A 16,425-nucleotide genomic window follows, 5' to 3' on the forward strand; every position below is an offset into this window, starting at 1 on the left:
AAAGGCAGGTTTATCCTGCCTTTAATTGTTTGAGTCTTTCATCCCAGACACTTTCGTAGTTAAAACAATCAATTTTTCCTTGGTATACAGCCTCAATCATATTCATGGAAGCTCTTAACTCCTCCATCGGTATTTGAACATAGCCACCCGTGACATCTAAACGCGGTCTAGCAGTATGGTTAAGCAGACGTTTAGTGACATAGATATTAAATCTTAGCAAATTACATATCGTCGCAAAGGTGCGTCTAAAATCATGCATCGATACATAAAAGTTAACCTGAGCACCTATTTTCTTGAGTGCAGTATCTACAACAGTAGCGTGAATATTATGGGAAGTTGGGAGTTTAGTCGCTGGGAATACCCAATCATTTTCTTTTAGTAAGTATCTTTCTTTAAGTATGGATAGTAAGTGGTCCCCTACTGGAAATTCATGATTAGAACCATTTTTCGTATCTCTAAAAATAACTATACCTTCTTTAAAATTCACATCTTCCCATTTAAGACCGCAGACTTCTTGGCGACGGCAACCGGTATACATGGTAAATAGGATGATATCTCGATGAGTGTTGGATCGTGCAGTATTTTCTAAATTGAGCTCATCCTCATAATTTAAAACGGCGTTGTAGTACTTATGAATGATACTTTTATCTAAGTGCCTATTACGACTTTCAATCTTATTCCAACCTTTAGTTACGGCAATAATATCAACTGGATTGCTTTTTAAAATTGGATTTTCATCGGTAGAATAAAGCACATGAATATATTTCCAGACTGTGCCAAGCAATGAAATAGCACCATTGGCTGATGACTTGCTGAGCTCAGATACTTCGATAAATTTATCTAGGACTTCTTTTTTTGTAATTTCAAAGAGCTTTCGATCTGACCACTTTAAGTATAAATCAAAGTATTTTTTATACTGTCTAATTGTTTTAGGTTTGAAATCATTTCTATCAATGTAAATTTTTAAGGCTTCATCTACAGTGATATTTAAAAAATTATTTACGCTAACTTTTTCATTTTGACTAATGTATTCCCCATTGGAGATTTGAGCCAAAATCATTTGGGCTTTTGCTCGAGCAGAATTAACAGATATTTCGTTCGCTTTCCCAATCACTACTCGATAAAGTTTCCCCTCGTGTCTCCGTTCTACAATATAGGATTTTGATTTCGTGGTGACTCGAATCGCGAAACCGATCAAATCTGTATCTCTGATAATTTTTTGACCAAAATCCGTCAATGGGATAGCATCAACATTAGACTTGTTGAGTTTCATGATTAATCCAATAAACCTTCAGTAAGTTTATTAAATCATGCTTCTCAACAGTCTACAAATAGTCTACACGTGATTTTTTAAGACTTTTATAGCATCGTTAAAACTAATACAAACCACTGATAAATATATAATTATAAGTTAATAAAAATCCACAATGGTGTTATAGAAAAAGTAGAATCCACCTAACCTACTTTGGATTGGGAATGTTTGGTGCATATCGAACCGTGCTTAATTTCAAATAGAACTATATTATAAAATAGATAATGAATAGTGATGAGAATAAGAAAGGCAGCTCAAGGCCGCCTTTAAATTAATTCAGTGCGATGACTTTAACTAAGATTGTTTGTGATTCTTCAAAGTCATCAAATATTTGCTTTCGATTAAGTTCTTTTGACTTCACTTTAAACTCATGATTCTGGTACTGAATGACTGATGGAATTGAATCGAAATACGCATAGTCTGCCTCGATGGTTTCTTCAAACAATGGAGTGCCCAATTGATAGTCTTTGCTCTTCAGCACCACATATTTCACAGTCGTTTTCATTTCATACTCTTTTATTAACGCTTTATTTTTAGTTATATCACCTTTTGAAAAGTGTTCAATCAAAAATAGAAACGTTTGACCATAAAGGACTCAATCAATTATTTTTTACCACCTTTAAACTTAATTCAAGCAACCTGACAAGCATCACAAAAAGAAAAATAGCAAAACACGACAATAAATATATATTTTTTGATAACTGGTTAACATTTATATGGATTGTATGCTAAATTTAGCATATACAAAAACAACATCTATTTAACTGGTTGATAATAATGAAAGTTCAATTTATATCTATTCTTACTGCTCTTTCACTGAGTGGGTGTATCGTTGTATCCAATAAACCAAATGCAAGTTCTGCAAAAGCTTATGCATCTAATGTTATTGATTTTAAACCTTCAGAAAATGCCAAGCGAATTGAAACACGTGGTCAGGTGATTTGTGAACCATCAAAACCATGTACTGAGTTAACATTTGATTGGAAACAGCAGAGCAATAATTTATTTAGAGTACATACCAATCTATTTGATCGAAAATCTTTTGATATCAAGCAAGTGATTTTCACGCTAGATGGTCAAACTTATCCTTACACAACTTTAACTCAAACCAATACACGATCAGTCAACAATTCCGATCTCATTAACTCTTCAAATTACATTGATGTACCAATGAATTTTGTCGTTATGTTTGATCAGTCTAAATCTATCGATATTGCTGTAGTGACAGATCAAGGTGCTATTACGCATAGCATTTTAAAAGATGGGCATGCATCATTTGCCTATCAAACATTTAAAAGTGGCTACCAACAATTTAAGCAAAAGTAAAAAAAGACCCACTATGGGTCTTTTTTTAATCATCGATACAAAACTGCAACGTGTTATTAGACTGCTAGGCATTTCATTTTTTAGAATTTTTCGTTAGATTTAACAAATTGTGTACACAGTTATAATAAACAAGACAATAGGTAAAATCATGAAAATCAAACTAGCGCTTATTTCAGCATTGGTTGTATTAACAGGTTGTGCAGGAAGTTATCCAGAACGTGTTGTAACCAAAGGACCTCTCATCTGTGCTACTGATGAAATTTGCCCTGAGCTTGCACTCCGTTGGAATGATGAAAAGCGTAATGGTTTTAAAATAACTGCAGATGTAAATGACACTATACAGCACGATATAAAACAATTGAACTTTATTGTTGATGGTCAGCCTTATGTCTATTCAACAATTCAACCAACCCAATATGCAACTGCAGCTGGTGTAACGAATTCATCTAATTTTATTGTCGTTCCTGTAAGTTTTTTAAACTCATTTAGAGACGCAAAACAAATTGATCTAAAAATCGTGACAGCTAACGGCGAAGTGACTCGTCCCATCCTGCAAGCTGACGGTCAGAAGTCTTCTGCTTACTTAACATTTATCAAAGGTTATACAGGTCAAACTATCGAATAAATGAATTATTCACTAAAAAGCCAGTTCGTTGAACTGGCTTTTTTTAAGGCTTACAACTTTTTTGATAACTTGTTCCTAAATCTAGGAATGATAACTCAAAAGAATTGCTCATTTTTTTTGCAAATAATGCTTCTTCTTTTGCTTTAGCCATATGAATATTCTTTTGTGCTATTCGCTCTAAAGCATTTAATGCATCTGCATATTCACAAGCTCTTTGAATGATCAACGAAATATTCTGCTTACTATCGACCGATTGATGTAATCGAATTTGACTCGCTTCAATTTCGTTATAAATTGACTTCACTTCAATATCAAACTGAGATTGTGTTAAGCCATTCGCATAACTATACGATAATCCGCATAGGACCATCGCCCCAACCAATATCCTTATTTTCAATTGAATTCCCCATAAAACGTTCAATTGCAATTTTAAAATTATATTAAAAAGCCAGATCAATCATCTGGCTTTTACATCATACGCTTTTTTAATTTGGTTAAATTGGCTCAAATGGCGCAACAACGTCGGCATTTTGGGCACGATGACGCATAAAGTGATCCATTAACACGATTGCAAGCATCGCTTCAGCGATTGGTGTCGCACGAACACCCACACAAGGATCGTGACGACCTTTAGTAAGAACATCCGTATCTTCACGATTAATGGTAATCGTTTTGCCTGGTGTGGTAATAGAAGCAGTAGGTTTTAGTGCAATTGATACACGAATATCTTGACCACTTGAGATACCACCTAATATACCACCAGCGTGATTCGCTAAAAAGCCATCAGTTGTCAGTTCATCACGTGTTTCATGACCAAATTGTTCAGCCACGCCAAAACCATCACCAATCTCTACACCTTTAACCGCATTAATTGACATCATCGCATGAGCGATATCAGCATCTAAACGGTCGAAAACAGGTTCTCCCCAGCCTACGGGTATTTTAGAAGCAATAATTTCAAGTCGTGCTCCACAGCTTGTTCCTTTTTCACGCAATGATGTCACAAGTGCTTCAAAGCGTGGTACGGCATCAACATCACCACAAAAGAATGGATTATTCGGCACTTCATTCCAATCTAATTTTGCTGTTTTTTCAGTTCCGATTTGAGTTACATGCCCACGGATTTCAATACCAAATTTTTCAAATAAGAATTTTTTAGCAATTGCACCCGCTGCAACACGCATCGCTGTTTCACGTGCGCTTGAGCGACCACCACCACGGTAATCACGGAAACCATACTTTTGTGTATAAGTATAGTCTGCATGACCTGGACGGAAGGTTTGTGCGATATTACCGTAATCTTTAGATTTTTGGTCTGTATTACGAATTAAAAGACCAATGGATGTCCCAGTGGTTTTACCTTCGAACACGCCTGAAATAATTTCAACCTCATCTGGTTCTTTGCGTTGTGTTGCAAATTTAGAGGTACCTGGTTTACGACGATCTAAGTCTATTTGTAAGTCCTCAGCTGATAACTTCAGACCTGGAGGAACTCCATCTACAATCGCCATCAAACCAACACCGTGAGATTCACCACAAGTTGTTACACGGAACAATTGTCCAATACTATTGCCAGCCATGTTCAACAACTCCTTTATACTTGAACAGATTGAATGAATAAATCACGATATTGACGGCATTGTGCTGCAGTCAGTGCAAAAATACCTGATCCACCACGTTGGAATTGCAACCAGTAGAAATCAACAGTATTAAAGTTTTGCTTCATCGCCCATTCTGAGTTGCCCACTTCAATGACGATTAAACCATCTTCAGTTAAATAGTCTGCGGCTTGAGCCAGCATTTTACGCACAAGATCCAAACCATCTTGACCCGCTGCCAATGCCAATTCTGGCTCGTGATGAAACTCATCTGGTAAATCTGCCATATCTTCAGCATCGACATACGGCGGATTAGAAATAATTAAATCGTATTGATTTTCAGCAGGTATTTTAGCGAAAAGATCAGATTCCAATAAAGCGACTTGATACTGTTTATTGTGATGCTCACAGTTGATTTGAGCAACCTCAAGGGCTTCTTTTGAAATATCAGTAGCATCGACTTCAGAATCAGGGAATGCATATGCCAAAGCAATTGCGATACAACCAGAGCCAGTACACATATCCAAAATACGCTGTGGAGTTTTAGGATTTGGATTCACTGGCAAATTATTGACCGCTTCACCCATTTCACCATTTTCAGTCAAACAATAAGGTGCAAAACGATTTTCAATCAGCTCAACGATTGGTGAGCGTGGAATCAGTACACGCTCATCCACATAAAATGGTTTACCAAAGAAATAAGCAAGATTTAATAAATATGAAGTAGGAACACGGTCATTGATACGACGTTCGAGTAAACTCAAGAATTCCGCAACTTCGCTTGGCAGCAATTTTGAGTCTAAAATCTCAGCATCGGCATTCCAGTCTAGTGACAAAGTTTGTAAAACTAAAGCAGAACTTTCAGCAAAATAATCTTCAGTACCTTGACCTAAGTGTGCATCGTATTGACGTAATGCTGTAACTCCAAAACGAATAAAATCTCGAATAGTTGTTAAGTTTTCAGCGGCTTCCTGTAGATGTTCAGGGCTAATAGTCGGTCGATCCACTTAAGGCGTCTCCAAGGTCGAATTTATAAAAACGGTCTATGATACCTTGTTTTGTCCTATTAATAAAAAGTTCTATCCGTGTTATTCGGCAAAATTGTATTGAAAATTTGAATAGTTAGAATTATCCATTGAATAAGGTCTACTCATTCAAGTTTTAAAATAGCGAGAAAGTTGATTAAAACTAACGATATTGAAAATAATCGTGTATACTCGAAGCCAACTAGAAAATTTATGTTGTTTCATTAAATCTTTTATTTCGCAGTGTTAGTCATAATCCTACGTTTGGTTTCAGATTTTAAGTTTCATTTTTTTTCCAAGTTACATCATTGAGTTCAAACTCATAACATTAAAGTTTTATTAGGATTCCTATTATGTCTAATACTGTTAAAGGTACAGTTAAATGGTTCAACGAAACTAAAGGTTTCGGTTTCATCCAACAAGAAAACGGTCCTGACGTTTTTGCTCACTTTAGCGAAATCAAAGGTTCAGGCTTTAAAACTTTGGCTGAAGGCCAACAAGTTGAATTCAGCGTAACTCAAGGTCCTAAAGGTCCTAACGCTGTTGACATCGTAGCAGTTTAATTAACTGTTAAAAAAAAGCGGGCTTTGCCCGCTTTTTTTGTCTCTCGAAAAGCTCACCAGACTTGAAAAAGAAAATTTAGACTCAAACTAATAAAAGTTAAAGTGAATTTCAAAAGTTAAAGTATGAGTTATAAACACAATAATTTAATGGCAATGCGTCAAAATTACTGGAGTGATGATTCTTCCCCTCGTGTCACAACAGAAAAACAATTTCTTAAGAAATTTTTGATGGATCATCAAATTTTTGAAAATCCAAGTTTGGATGATGTTAAATATTTTTTCTTCAGCTTACCTAGCGTCATTATTATCAAAGCATATGCCCTTGGATTTATTCATGAAACTGTTGTCAACTTAATGAAGTTATTCATCTCTGAGTATCGCGTGTCTCTGTCTACTCGAGCTCAACTCCCAGTTAAATATCGACTTTAGAAAGCTTAGGCTATTTAAGTTTGAATAAATTGACCATTTATACACCTGATATTGAAATACTTGAACTATTTTAATACGTTCATAACATGTAATATTCAATACAATGATTTCTCTGCGCGATTCGCTTAAAGGACCTAAACTTCATGTCAGATCAGAATGAAAAGCTTAAACAATTAAAAACCTCTTCAATAGATCGCCGTCTTTCGATTGCGAAAGCTTCTCTACTGGCTGGCACACGCTGGGCTGCTTCAAGTGCGAGTTCTATTTTTTCAAGCGAAGAAGAAAAAGAAAAAAAACGTAAACAAGCGATGAAAGAACAAGCTGACTATCTCGTTGCTGAAATCGGTAAATTAAAAGGCTCTATCGTCAAAATTGGTCAAATGATGGCGTTATATGGTGAACATTTTCTACCTGAAGAGATTACGCAAGCCTTAAACACTTTAAATAATCAGACCGTTGCCCTCGCGTGGCCTGCGATCCATGAGCAACTGCGCAACCAACTTGGCTCTAAACTCGAAGATCTTACCATTGATCATGAGCCTTTAGGCACCGCATCATTAGCGCAAGTTCACCGTGCAACACGTAAGTCTGATGGTCTTGAATTGGTGCTCAAAGTTCAATATCCAGGTGTAGCAAGCGCAATTGACTCAGATATGAGCTTGTTTAAGAACATGCTCAAACTTACACGCATGGTTCCTCAAACTCGTGAATTTGATCAATGGTTTGATGAGGTTCGCGAAATGATGCATCGTGAAGTAAATTACAAAATTGAAGCTGAAACAACACGTCGTTTTAGAGCGCGTTTAAAAGATGATCCGCGTTATGTTGTTCCACAAATTATTGATCAATATTGTACAGATCAAGTGCTTTGTATGACTTTTGAGCGTGGTGTTCCGATTAATAGCCCAGTCATGCTTTCACTCCCTCAGGAGCGTCGCAACAAATTAGGTGAAGCATCGCTTGAAATTGCCGTTCGTGAAGTGTTTGAATGGGGCGAGATGCAGACTGATCCTAACTTTGGTAACTACCTAGTACGCTTAGGTGACGGCGCGCAAATTGAAGATAAAATCATTCTTTTAGACTTCGGTGCGATCCGTCAATTTGATGATCAACTCCTCAAGGTAGCTCGTAATTTAATTACCGCGGGCTATCATCATGATGCTCAAGCCATGGTCAATGCTATGACAGGTTATGAGTTTTTCGATGCAATGCCATTAAGCATTAAACCTGACATGGCAAAAGTGTTCCTTCTAGCTACTGAAGCTTTTAGTACTTATAGCAATAATCCAGACCTACCAACAGGCATTATGGATGAACAGCAGCGCTATGATTGGAAACAAAGCCAACTGCATAGCCGTGTGATGCAACGAGCATCCAAGTCGATGGCATCGCGCTATTTTTCAGTTCCACCGAAAGAATTTATGTTCATCAGTCGTAAGTTTATAGGTGCATATACATTCATGACTGTGATCGAAGCAAAAACAAATGTGCGCAAAATGATCCAATCATATGTTTAAGGAACAAAGACCATAGTGATCTATCGTGTCACTATGGTCAATTTATTAAATAAAAAATTTAATTACTAAAAAGAATATATCTTAAATTTCATTAGAATACCTATTCAATTACCATTTATCTGTTTGGTCAAAAAAGTCTTTTAAGCTAGTCATTTTCGACATAGTCATTTCACTAAACACATGTCACGATCTTGTTGTATAAAAAAACCATCAGGGAATTTACAACAATGAATGATATCGCAAACAAAGCGCAAGGTTTAGGCTTAGCCTTGATCACTAAGCTCGCAGGCAGTGATTTAATCGATCAATTAAAACTAAGAAAAATTATCGAACGCTCGCTTTATCAAGGTTCTAAGGCTGGATTTAAAACCTTGGGCTCTACACAGAAAATTTTTAAACAAAAATCCAATACTCCGACTCAACGTCTATCCAATCAGCAGAAAGGGTTATTTGATCTCAGCCTTTCTGAAGAACAACAGATGACTGTTGATGCGATGCAACAATTTGCTCATGAAGTTCTCTACCCCCTAGCACATACAGCCGACCACCAAGCTACTTTTCCAGAAAACTTATGGGCTCAATTTAAAGATTTAGGTGTCAATTATTATGCATTGCCTGAACAATACGGCGGCGTTGCTTCAGAAAAGAATGTGGTTACAAATGTGCTGATCGCAGAGCAACTTGCACAAGGTGACTTCTCATTAACAGCTACATTACTCTCCACGTTCTCAGTCATTAATGCAATTACACAGTGGGGTTCAGCAGAGATTCAAAATAAGTATTTGTCGGCATTTAGCGAACAAGATGATCTATTTGCAACTTTTGCTGTTCAGGAAAATACACCTGCTTTCAACCCTTTCCAATTAAAAACAAAAGCGACACGCCAAGGCGATCATTTTGTCATTAATGGTGAAAAAACTATCGTTATTCTAGGTGAGCAGGCAGATCTTTTATTGGTTTCCGCAGATTTAGATGGAACAGCTCAGGTTTTCATTGTTGAGCGAAATGAAACGATTTCATATAAAGCAAATCCAGCAATGGGGCTTAAAGCAACCCAATCTGTGAGCCTAAAATTTAACAACACTCCAGCATTTAAACTAAATGAGCAAGATTTTGATTATTCAGCGTTCATTGATCTGGGCAATTTAATGTGGTGTGCAATGGCAGTGGGTACATGCCAAGCGGTTAAACAATATTGCATTCAGTATGCCAATGAACGCACCGCATTTGGTGAACCAATATCCCACCGTCAAAGTGTTGCATTTATGATCGCGGATATGGCTATTGAAATTGATGCTATGAAAATGTTGGTTTTGAATGCTGCAAGCCGCGCAGAATCAGGTTTAAGTTTCCATCGTGAAGCATACTTAGCACGAATTTTGTGTGCAGAAAAATCAATGAAAATTGGCACTGATGGCGTACAACTCTTAGGTGGACATGGCTTTACCAAAGAACATCCAGTTGAACGTTGGTATCGGGATTTGCGTGCTACTGCCATTATGCATTCTGGTTTACATGCTTAATCAAATAATAAAAATTTAAGGACAAAGATGATGAATTTAGAGAATCCGAAAAAATTTAAAATGCTTGTTGATCAAGCTCATCAGACAGCGTTAAACGTGCTTCGCCCTATTTCACGCAAATATGATAAAGCTGAACATGCTTATCCCAAAGAACTCGACATGTTAGCATCCCTATTGGATGGTATGAATGAAGGTGGCGATGGCATGAATGCTGGCGCTGCCGTCAATAAACGTGGAGATACGACTCAAGGCAACAAAAATGGCGTGAACATGTCTACTGCTTTGGGTGTAATTGAGATGTGTTATGGCGATACTGGTTTATTACTTACCATGCCTCGCCAAGGATTAGGTAACTCTGCAATTGCTGCTGTAGCCAATGAAGAGCAACTTGAACGCTTCAAAGGAACTTGGGCTGCGATGGCAATTACCGAGCCAGGCTGTGGATCTGATTCCGCAGCAATACGCACCACAGCGACTAAAGATGGTGATGATTATATTTTAAATGGCGAGAAAATTTTCGTCACTTCTGGTGAACGAGCTGATTCAGTCGTGGTTTGGGCAACACTCGATAAAAAACTTGGGCGTGCAGCAATCAAATCATTTGTTGTTCCTAAAGGCACGCCTGGCATGACCGTTGAACGTCTTGAACATAAACTCGGAATTAAAGCTTCAGATACTGCTGTCATTCGCTTTATCGATTGTCGTGTCCCTGCTGCAAATTTATTAGGCAATGCTGAAATCGATGTTGCAAAAGGTTTCGCTGGCGTCATGGAAACTTTTGATAATACACGCCCTCTTGTGGCCGCAATGGCAGTTGGGTGCTCTAAAGCGTCTTTAGAGCGTATCAAGGAAATTTTTAAAGACCAACTAGATGCTGAATATGCCACCCCCTACCTTCAATCCTCAAATATTACAGCTCAGATTTATCGTATGGAAGCAGAATGGGAAGCTGCTCGTTTATTAACCCTAAAAGCTGCATGGATGGCTGACAATAAAAAGCCTAACTCGCGTGAAGCTTCAATTGCAAAAGCGAAAGCTGGACGAATTTGTAATGAAATTACATTGAAGTGTGTCGAACTTGCTGCAAGTGTAGGCTATACCGAAGATGAGTTGTTGGAAAAATGGGCGCGTGACTCCAAAATACTAGATATCTTCGAGGGTACACAACAAATTCAACAGCTTATTGTTGCGCGCCGTGAACTTGGAAAATCATCAAGCGAATTGAAATAAATCACGTTGAATTAAACTCAACTCCGATGAAACTTAGATATACTCTGTGAAGATTTACTAAGTTTCATCGATTATGTACTTTATTCGAACTATTCAACCCCAAGATAATCCCCATATTGCAAAAATCATTCGTGAAGTCTCAGTGGAGTTTGCTCTCGCTGCTGAATCAGGCTTCGCAGTAGCAGATCCAATTCTAGATCAACTCTATGACGTTTATACAAAACCTCACTCCATATATTGGGTTATTAGCAATGACCAACACGAGGTCTTTGGTGGTGGGGGCATTGCACCTTTGCTGGGCCACGAAAACACCCTAGAGATACAAAAAATGTATTTTATGCCCTCAATACGAGGTTTGGGTTTTGCAAAACAAATTCTAGAAAAATGTATCCAATTTGCACGAGATCAGGGTTACACGCAAATTTATCTCGAAACCACAGCATCTCTCTGGCAGGCTGTAAAATTATATGAAAAATTAGGTTTTCAACATCTACAATACCCATTAGGAAATACTGGACATAGTGATGCATGCGAAATACGCATGTTAAAAGTATTATAAAAAAACCGACCCATGGTCGGTTTTTTTATTTTTGAGTGTTAGCCCAATAATTTATCAATAACACCAAATTTTTTAAAAATTTTTGCTCGTCGTTTTGGATGAATATTGGCTTTATTTAAATCGCCACCATAATGGTCAAATACGCGCTTATCCATAATTTTAAACCATAACTTAGGTATTAAAACTGGGATCAACATCGTCGCATATCCACTTGGCAACACTGGCGCTTCTTCAAAGTTTCTCAATGCTTGGAATGGTCGTGTCGGATAAGCATGATGATCCGAATGGCGCTGCAACTGGTATAAGAATAGATTGGTTGTGATGTTATTATTATTCCAACTATGTTCAGGCATAGTACGCGAATAACTTCCATCTTCTTTCTTTTCTCGCAATAAGCCGTAGTGCTCAAGATAGTTGACCATTTCAAATAAAGTCACACCGTAAAGTGACTGTATGGCTAAGAATGGTAAAATTTTCTTACCATACAGTTTTAGCATCGTTGCGTGAAAAGTTGCACTAATGGCTGCGCCGTGAAATAACTCATTTTTCAGTGAAAAGAACGACTCACCCTTACGATTTAATCGATGTTTTTCAATCTGTATTGCTGACTTCAAGCCACCGCTAATGGTTCTTGGAAGAAACTCGTAAAAGGTCTCACCCATCTTTGAAGTCGCTGGATCTTCTGGAGTAGCTGCGCGCTTATGATGCCCATATGGGTGCTCAATACGGAAATGATTGTATCCAAGTGGTGCTAGTGTCACGTGTGACCAATAATGATCTGCACGCTTCGGTCGATGGCATAGTTCATGGGCAGTATTCACACCAATACCGTTGATCAACCCCATAGTACAACCAATCAACAACTGATCCAACAATGGGGTTTCTTTACGAGAGACCACGTATCCAGCAAAAAAATTGGCTGCATATTGTAAAGGAACAAACATTTTTACTATACGATCATAGTAAGGATCACTGACTAATTTTTTGATCTGCTCATCACTCGGATTATTCTCATCAGTACCGACCAAAGCATCAATGGTGGGAATAATTACGTGTAATAATAAAGGCCCACCTAATGCAAACAATTTTTTAGTTGCTTTAGGTCCGTATTGATATCCAGCCAAAAAGCCCATCCCTAATACAGGTAGTGCTGGACTAAGCAACCATAAGTAACGCTTCTTATCCAGTTGTAAGCCTTGCGCTATCGGGTTCTGACTCAATAACTCTTCAACTTTTACCTTTGCATTCACTTGCAATTTTCCTTTTCTATTTCTTATTTTTATCTTTGTTCATTTCAAATTTCAAATACAGTCGTAATCGTCCAAAAAAGCTATTGAGTCGTATTTCCACAACGATTTTGAAGCTAAAATACATTATAGAAATCTTTACACATGTTAAGATTCAGCAATTGTAAGCGTATAGGGAATATACGAAAAACATGGATGCCCTCAGTCAAGTTTTTGAAGATATTCACCTCAAAAATACGGAATATCTCTACCTTCAAGCACAAGGTAAATGGGCTTTTGAGTTAAGTCATCAAACAGCCATGATTACCTATATTTTATTATACGGTGAGGCCTTTTTTAAATTTCAAAATGGCGAACAACTACACTTAAAAGCTGGAGATATGGCAATTATTCCTTCTGGAATGTCACATCAAGCCTATAGCCATCAAGAACAAAGATTAGTCAACATTACTCAAATAGATCATTTATTTAAAGGTTTAAGAGATGATGAAATTATCCTCGGTGACGAAGATGATAAATCTGAGAAATCTCTCATCTTCAGTATACGATCTAACATGGACAGCATTATGGGTGGACCATTGATTCAAGCCTTACCCACTTATATCCATTTAAACAATGCACTGAATGCTAGAGAGCCGGAGTGGTTAAGGATCGGGCTTTATTTCGTGGCTGATGAAACCAAGATGAACCGACCTGGTCGCCATAAGATTATGGATCACGTGGTGAGTATTATGTTAATCGAATGCGTGAGAGATTACATTTCCACGCTTACAGATCAGAATAACTGGTTAAATGCACTGACTCACCCAGAACTGAGCCCTGCATTTTCAGCGATTCACAGCCAACCAGAACGAAACTGGACTGTAGAATCATTGGCAGAAACTTGCTTTATGTCGCGTTCAAAATTCGCTCATTTATTTCAAAATATGGTGAATGAAACACCATTAGCATACTTACAGAAACACCGTTTAAGATTAGCCAGTCAACTTTTACGCTTGAGCCAGCTTTCGATTCAACAAATCGCGCATAAAGTTGGTTATTCATCAGAGACTGCATTTAGTCAAGCCTTCAAAAAACATTATCTATGCAGTCCAAGCCAATATCGTAATACTTATTTGAATTAATCGAATTGAATAAATCATAGCAAAATAAAAAAAGCACCGAAGTGCTTTTTTTTATGAAGATAGAATTACTGGTAAGTTACTTGATTTTTGCAACTGACTTTAAATACTCAGTGTAATCTTTAAGTAATTGTGTACCACGATAGTTTTGATAAAGCTGTGCAAGCTGCTGTTTTTCTTCAGCCGAAATCGAATCCATAGATGGTTTTTTTACCTCAGCCACACCGATAATTACCATTTCATTTGGTAATTGAGCTGTAGTCACAGACCACATTCCTGCTTTAGGTGCAGGCACACTAAATGCAGCACGTTCAATTTCTCGTTTAAGACCTTGAGAACGAGTAAAAACACCAGCATTTACGAAAGATTGCTGATGCTTAGTTAAAACCTGCTGTGAAGGTAGTGTTTTAAAATCCTTTAACATTGCAGCAACTTTTGCTTGAGCAGCTTCATATGCCTTTTGATTCAACAGCTTTTCTTTAACCTTCGCTTTGGCTACTGATAAAGGTTGAACACCAGCTTCACGGTATTCACGAACTTTCAACCAAACTGTATCACCATTCGCCAATTGTATATTGCTGGTCGCGTTACGATCACCATTTTTTACATCTTGACTAAAGATCTTAGCTTTTACAGCAGGATCCGCTAGGACTGTATTTTGAGTGGCAAGAGTTACATTATTCGCAGTAACCAATTTAGCCGATTTTAATTCCTGAGGGACTACATCTAATGCATCGCTACTTACAACGAGCTCATTCAAACCATTTACTAGATCAGAATAAGCATTGGCATTTTTAGATTTTAATAAATCAGCTTCAAGACGTGCTTTTTCAGACTCAAAACTAGCAACATTTACTTGAGCAGCTTTAGCTTGAATAATATGTACACCAAAATCGGTTTTTACTGGCTTAGAAATCGTACCTTTTGAAGCTTGAACTGCATTATCAAAAGCATCACCGAATACACCGGCTTCATAACCATCAACTCGACCCGCATTATCTTTGGAACTAGAATCTTCAGAATACTGTTGAGCAGCCTCTGCAAAAGATAATCCTGATTGAATTTTTGCATAAACATCATTGGCTATTTTTTCAGCCTCAAGCGCAGTACGATTATCTGTTGTAATCAAAATATGTTGGACTTCAACTTTGGCATTTTTATTTTGTTGAGTTACATATTGATCATAAGCTTGTTTTAATTCTGCATCTGTAACAGTTGTTGTGGCATTTGCTACCATAGCAGGCGTTACCAATACATAATCAAGATCAACTGAGGCAGGTTGCTTAAACAGCACTTTATGTTTTTCATAATAAGCAGCGACTTCAGCATCAGTTATTTTTACAGACGTTTTGTAATCATCCAATTTTACAGATGACATAAATAACGTACGTTGCTCACCTTGTAGATTTGCGATTTGCTGAATATCACTTTGGCTTACCAAAGAATTATCACGAATGCTTGAAACTAACATTTGAAGCGCATGATCTTGTCTTAAATTTTGGATTAGACCCTGGCTCGTCATATTAATTGATCGAAGATAGTTTTCATAAGCTTGTTGTGAAAATTTACCATCAACCTGCAGACTTGGCTGTTGAGCAATCATTTGTTCAATCTGAGCATCGCTTAAACTGATGCCTAACTTTTCAGCCTGCTGAACCAATAAAGCACGATCAATTAAACTATCTAGAGCCATTTGTTCAATATACGATTGATTCAGAAGTGATTCATCACCTTGAACCATTTGTAAGAATTGATCTTTATAATTCTTCGTTTGAACTTCTAGCTCTTTATTAGAAATTTCTAAATCATTAACGGTTTTAGCAATCCCATCTTTGTTTCCACCACCGAAATAGCCTTCAATACCGACCAATGCCAATGGTGTCAAAAATAATACTAGAAGGACTTTGCCGAGCCACCCTTTAATGAGTTTACGAAACGATTCCATAGGTATTCCAATATTTTATTTCAAAGCGATTCTAACTGATAATCTAAACCGAATATATCAGATGAAGCCATAAATTTTCTTTTTAATAAAAAACGCGCCAAGTCGGCGCGTTTTGGACTTAATAAGAATTAAGCTACAGAATCTTTTAAACCTTTACCAGCTTTAAAGCTAGGAACTTTGCTTGCTTTAATTTGTAATTCTTCGCCAGTTTTCGGGTTACGACCAGTGCGTGCAGCACGATCTTTAACGCTGAAAGTACCAAATCCTACTAAAGTAACAGAGTCACCTTTTTTCAGCGCTTCGCCAATAGAAGCAATAGTCGCGTCCAATGCCTTACCAGCATCAGTCTTAGACAATCCCCCTTTCTCTGCAATCGCATCAATCAATTCTGATTTATTCATGAAG

General features: G+C 37.4%; 17 protein-coding genes. 9 read left to right on the top strand and 8 right to left on the bottom strand.

All coding sequences use genetic code 11. The features are described from left to right. Positions 1 to 10 precede the first annotated feature (10 nt). Both AC1M86_RS04880 and AC1M86_RS04885 read right to left on the bottom strand, forming a co-directional pair. Positions 11 to 1,273 carry a tyrosine-type recombinase/integrase gene (locus AC1M86_RS04880; RefSeq protein ID WP_481607393.1) on the bottom strand — a complete coding sequence of 421 codons (1,263 nt, stop codon included), beginning with the start codon at positions 1,271 to 1,273 and terminating at the stop codon, positions 11 to 13. Between the two features lie 310 nt (positions 1,274 to 1,583). Beyond that, entirely contained in the window at positions 1,584 to 1,817 is a 234-nt protein-coding gene (locus tag AC1M86_RS04885; protein ID WP_035270711.1) for a hypothetical protein, read from the bottom strand. Positions 1,818 to 2,089: 272 nt separating this feature from the next. Here AC1M86_RS04885 and AC1M86_RS04890 point away from each other — a divergent pair, with 272 nt between their 5' ends. Together AC1M86_RS04890 and AC1M86_RS04895 are read left to right on the top strand one after the other, a co-directional pair. Continuing rightward, a complete protein-coding gene (locus tag AC1M86_RS04890) occupies positions 2,090 to 2,638 on the top strand; it encodes a hypothetical protein (RefSeq protein WP_092766323.1) in 549 nt (182 codons plus the stop codon). Positions 2,639 to 2,786: 148 nt separating this feature from the next. Continuing rightward, positions 2,787 to 3,263 carry a hypothetical protein gene (locus AC1M86_RS04895; protein WP_035263591.1) on the top strand — a complete coding sequence of 159 codons (477 nt, stop codon included), beginning with the start codon at positions 2,787 to 2,789 and terminating at the stop codon, positions 3,261 to 3,263. A 43-nt stretch (positions 3,264 to 3,306) separates the two neighbouring features. Here the strand turns inward: AC1M86_RS04895 and AC1M86_RS04900 are convergent, their stop codons facing one another. The 3 genes from AC1M86_RS04900 to prmB form a co-directional block, all read right to left on the bottom strand. After that, positions 3,307 to 3,660 carry a hypothetical protein gene (locus AC1M86_RS04900; RefSeq protein ID WP_481607394.1) on the bottom strand — a complete coding sequence of 118 codons (354 nt, stop codon included), beginning with the start codon at positions 3,658 to 3,660 and terminating at the stop codon, positions 3,307 to 3,309. Between the two features lie 97 nt (positions 3,661 to 3,757). Then, the gene (gene aroC / locus AC1M86_RS04905) at positions 3,758 to 4,843 is read right to left on the bottom strand and encodes a chorismate synthase (protein WP_481607395.1); all 1,086 of its coding nucleotides are present in this window, start codon (positions 4,841 to 4,843) and stop codon (positions 3,758 to 3,760) included. Positions 4,844 to 4,857: 14 nt separating this feature from the next. Then, entirely contained in the window at positions 4,858 to 5,868 is a 1,011-nt protein-coding gene (prmB, locus tag AC1M86_RS04910) for a 50S ribosomal protein L3 N(5)-glutamine methyltransferase (RefSeq protein ID WP_092766327.1), read from the bottom strand. 371 nt (positions 5,869 to 6,239) lie between these two features. Here prmB and AC1M86_RS04915 point away from each other — a divergent pair, with 371 nt between their 5' ends. The 6 genes from AC1M86_RS04915 to AC1M86_RS04940 all read left to right on the top strand — a co-directional run bounded on the left by AC1M86_RS04915 (position 6,240) and on the right by AC1M86_RS04940 (position 11,707). After that, positions 6,240 to 6,449 carry a cold-shock protein gene (locus tag AC1M86_RS04915; RefSeq protein ID WP_035263597.1) on the top strand — a complete coding sequence of 70 codons (210 nt, stop codon included), beginning with the start codon at positions 6,240 to 6,242 and terminating at the stop codon, positions 6,447 to 6,449. A 123-nt stretch (positions 6,450 to 6,572) separates the two neighbouring features. Further along, a complete protein-coding gene (locus AC1M86_RS04920) occupies positions 6,573 to 6,878 on the top strand; it encodes a hypothetical protein (RefSeq protein WP_481607396.1) in 306 nt (101 codons plus the stop codon). Positions 6,879 to 7,021: 143 nt separating this feature from the next. Then, a complete protein-coding gene (locus AC1M86_RS04925; RefSeq protein WP_481607397.1) occupies positions 7,022 to 8,395 on the top strand; it encodes an ABC1 kinase family protein in 1,374 nt (457 codons plus the stop codon). Between the two features lie 227 nt (positions 8,396 to 8,622). Then, positions 8,623 to 9,918, top strand: a complete 1,296-nt coding sequence (locus tag AC1M86_RS04930; protein ID WP_092766330.1) for an acyl-CoA dehydrogenase family protein — start codon at positions 8,623 to 8,625, stop codon at positions 9,916 to 9,918. Between the two features lie 30 nt (positions 9,919 to 9,948). After that, the gene (locus AC1M86_RS04935; RefSeq protein ID WP_481607398.1) at positions 9,949 to 11,148 is read left to right on the top strand and encodes an acyl-CoA dehydrogenase family protein; all 1,200 of its coding nucleotides are present in this window, start codon (positions 9,949 to 9,951) and stop codon (positions 11,146 to 11,148) included. 73 nt (positions 11,149 to 11,221) lie between these two features. Next, complete coding sequence (locus AC1M86_RS04940; RefSeq protein ID WP_481607399.1) at positions 11,222 to 11,707, top strand: GNAT family N-acetyltransferase; 486 nt, start codon at positions 11,222 to 11,224, stop codon at positions 11,705 to 11,707. Positions 11,708 to 11,745: 38 nt separating this feature from the next. Here AC1M86_RS04940 and AC1M86_RS04945 read toward each other — a convergent pair whose 3' ends face one another. After that, positions 11,746 to 12,957, bottom strand: coding sequence for an alkane 1-monooxygenase (locus AC1M86_RS04945; protein ID WP_035263607.1), 1,212 nt, complete (start codon positions 12,955 to 12,957; stop codon positions 11,746 to 11,748). Between the two features lie 188 nt (positions 12,958 to 13,145). On the opposite strand from AC1M86_RS04945, the gene AC1M86_RS04950 reads away from it, so the two are divergent. Further along, positions 13,146 to 14,078, top strand: a complete 933-nt coding sequence (locus tag AC1M86_RS04950; protein WP_481587489.1) for an AraC family transcriptional regulator — start codon at positions 13,146 to 13,148, stop codon at positions 14,076 to 14,078. 76 nt (positions 14,079 to 14,154) lie between these two features. On the opposite strand, the gene AC1M86_RS04955 is transcribed toward AC1M86_RS04950, so the two are convergent. Both AC1M86_RS04955 and AC1M86_RS04960 read right to left on the bottom strand, forming a co-directional pair. Beyond that, positions 14,155 to 16,020 carry a SurA N-terminal domain-containing protein gene (locus AC1M86_RS04955; RefSeq protein WP_481589963.1) on the bottom strand — a complete coding sequence of 622 codons (1,866 nt, stop codon included), beginning with the start codon at positions 16,018 to 16,020 and terminating at the stop codon, positions 14,155 to 14,157. Positions 16,021 to 16,148: 128 nt separating this feature from the next. After that, positions 16,149 to 16,421 carry an HU family DNA-binding protein gene (locus AC1M86_RS04960; RefSeq protein WP_035263613.1) on the bottom strand — a complete coding sequence of 91 codons (273 nt, stop codon included), beginning with the start codon at positions 16,419 to 16,421 and terminating at the stop codon, positions 16,149 to 16,151. Positions 16,422 to 16,425: the final 4 nt, after the last annotated feature.

Source organism: Acinetobacter sp. ANC_7654, from assembly GCF_056779855.1.

Coding starts and splice junctions, on each gene's coding strand:
- AC1M86_RS04880 (WP_481607393.1), bottom strand. CDS start 1,273: ATGAAACTCAACAAGTCTAATGTTGATGCTATCCCATTGACGGATTTT.
- AC1M86_RS04885 (WP_035270711.1), bottom strand. CDS start 1,817: ATGAAAACGACTGTGAAATATGTGGTGCTGAAGAGCAAAGACTATCAA.
- AC1M86_RS04890 (WP_092766323.1), top strand. CDS start 2,090: ATGAAAGTTCAATTTATATCTATTCTTACTGCTCTTTCACTGAGTGGG.
- AC1M86_RS04895 (WP_035263591.1), top strand. CDS start 2,787: ATGAAAATCAAACTAGCGCTTATTTCAGCATTGGTTGTATTAACAGGT.
- aroC (WP_481607395.1), bottom strand. CDS start 4,843: ATGGCTGGCAATAGTATTGGACAATTGTTCCGTGTAACAACTTGTGGT.
- AC1M86_RS04915 (WP_035263597.1), top strand. CDS start 6,240: ATGTCTAATACTGTTAAAGGTACAGTTAAATGGTTCAACGAAACTAAA.
- AC1M86_RS04920 (WP_481607396.1), top strand. CDS start 6,573: ATGAGTTATAAACACAATAATTTAATGGCAATGCGTCAAAATTACTGG.
- AC1M86_RS04925 (WP_481607397.1), top strand. CDS start 7,022: ATGTCAGATCAGAATGAAAAGCTTAAACAATTAAAAACCTCTTCAATA.
- AC1M86_RS04930 (WP_092766330.1), top strand. CDS start 8,623: ATGAATGATATCGCAAACAAAGCGCAAGGTTTAGGCTTAGCCTTGATC.
- AC1M86_RS04935 (WP_481607398.1), top strand. CDS start 9,949: ATGAATTTAGAGAATCCGAAAAAATTTAAAATGCTTGTTGATCAAGCT.
- AC1M86_RS04940 (WP_481607399.1), top strand. CDS start 11,222: ATGTACTTTATTCGAACTATTCAACCCCAAGATAATCCCCATATTGCA.
- AC1M86_RS04950 (WP_481587489.1), top strand. CDS start 13,146: ATGGATGCCCTCAGTCAAGTTTTTGAAGATATTCACCTCAAAAATACG.
- AC1M86_RS04955 (WP_481589963.1), bottom strand. CDS start 16,020: ATGGAATCGTTTCGTAAACTCATTAAAGGGTGGCTCGGCAAAGTCCTT.
- AC1M86_RS04960 (WP_035263613.1), bottom strand. CDS start 16,421: ATGAATAAATCAGAATTGATTGATGCGATTGCAGAGAAAGGGGGATTG.